The following is a 1,765-nucleotide window of genomic DNA, read 5'->3' as shown; positions in this document are numbered from 1 at the left end:
GCGGTGGCTCAAGCGGCCAGGGGCGACGCCTGCCAACCTCCTCGCAATGGCCAAGCACTTCCCCAAGGCTGAGCCATCGCTGCTCCAGACGCTGAGGATCCTCTCGTGAAGCCGAAACCCACCCACGCCGACCTCGCGGGCTCCGAGCGACAGTACGACGCCGTCGAGCCTGAGAACCGAATCGTGGCGCGCGAGCTCGAGCGTCGCTGGAACGCACGTCTGGAGGAGCTCGAGATTGTGCGTGCGAAGGCGCGAGAGGCGCGCGCACAGCATCCCGCACTCACCACGGAAGAGTTGGCCATGGCTCGCGTTCTCGGAGGCGACTTGAAAGCCGTGTGGGACGCTCCAACGACGGAGGCCCGCGATCGGAAGCGCTTGTTGCGCTCACTGATCGAGGAAGTGCAACTTCGGACGGAACCGAAGCGCCATCTGGTGCGGATCGTATGGAAGGGAGGCACGACGGCTGACCGAGAGATCGTGAGATTGCGCGGCGGACAGCTAAGGGCGACGAGTGCGTGGGGCCGTGGGGCCGACCTGACCCGGGTTGGCGTCCGCCGGCGTGGGCGGGCACTTTCGCCACCACCGGTAGCGTAAGTGTGCGAAATGAGCTGCGGTGGTGTCCGGCACGCTTGGTGCAGCGTGCGAAGCATGACGCAACCACGCTACATCGTCCCTGTGCAAACTCGAAACTGTCCGGGGTCGGCCGCCGCGGATATCCCCACCCAACCTCAACGCTGAAGCTGTAGAGCGGCCGGCCCCTTCCTGGCATCGTTGGATTACCAACCCACAACGAACAAGAAGGAGCCGACTATGGACTACTGTGGACTGGCTGTGCCGTGAAAGCTGTGGAGGTTCCGATGACCTAACAAGACGTCATCCTCGCCCGGGTCGGGCCGGGTGCAGAAGGGGGCTGCGAACGTCGCCGGCGATTGGGACGGGGGCCTGCAAAAGCCGAACAGCCTGAACTGTCCATGACGACGGGAGACCGTCCGAGATGGGCTACCGAAGATGCCATGGTGAAGAGGGAGCGGGTGATGGCCCGCCCATTCTGAAGTCGATGCTGGAAGCCTCTGTACGGAAAGAAAACCCGCCTCGGCGGGGACGTTGCCTGAGCCCGGTTGGTCTTAGTTATCCGACTGGGTGCGCCCGCCACGGGCGCGCTGCCGCCATGTCCCGAGTCGGTCGGCAGTCCGCGCAGCCAGGGGTAAAGTCGATCACCTACCGCATCGCGGGGATCTCCACGGAACACGGGAACCCTGCCTGGAGCGCCCGCATTGCGGGCTGGCCGCCAAGTCCGGTGATCCTCCAGGTGGGGGGCGGAGCCTTCGTAGTAGTCCGAGCGCGGGAGAGCCGCGTACATGGCGAAGGGAGGCAGTAGATGCGTGCAGCACAGAAGCCGCTGGGGAATGCCACGTATGTGGCGTCCGACTCCGACAAGGAGTGGCTCCAGAGCGTGCAGAAGAAGCTGCACACGCGAAGCTGGAAGAAACCCTCCCGACTTCGCGCAGCACATCTATGGAGAGCCCGGTGCATAACGAAAGGTGCACGCCGGGTTCGGCGAGGGGCGCGCGGAGACCTACCCGGGGCAACCCGGGCAAGGCGCCGCGCGCCTACTCTCCTGTTACCGATCGTGTCAAGTCGCGTCCATTCGGCGCTGTGAAATGGGGCTGGTCCCACGGAATCCTTGTCGCCTCAAGGGCAAGCTCGCGTGCGCTCGGCGCTGCGCGCCCCTTGACCCGCCAACGATTCCGCAGGGTTGGCTACT

The 1,765-nt window shown here is 65.2% G+C and carries 1 protein-coding gene; it reads left to right on the top strand.

Annotated features, from left to right (window positions below):
* Positions 1 to 105 precede the first annotated feature (105 nt).
* Complete coding sequence (locus MJD61_06315; GenBank protein ID MCG8554889.1) at positions 106 to 594, top strand: hypothetical protein; 489 nt, start codon at positions 106 to 108, stop codon at positions 592 to 594.
* Positions 595 to 1,765 lie beyond the last annotated feature (1,171 nt).

Source organism: Pseudomonadota bacterium (genome assembly GCA_022361155.1).
Taxonomy (GTDB): Bacteria; Myxococcota_A; Polyangia; order Polyangiales; family JAKSBK01; genus JAKSBK01.
This window is presented reverse-complemented; position numbering and strand designations above follow the sequence as displayed.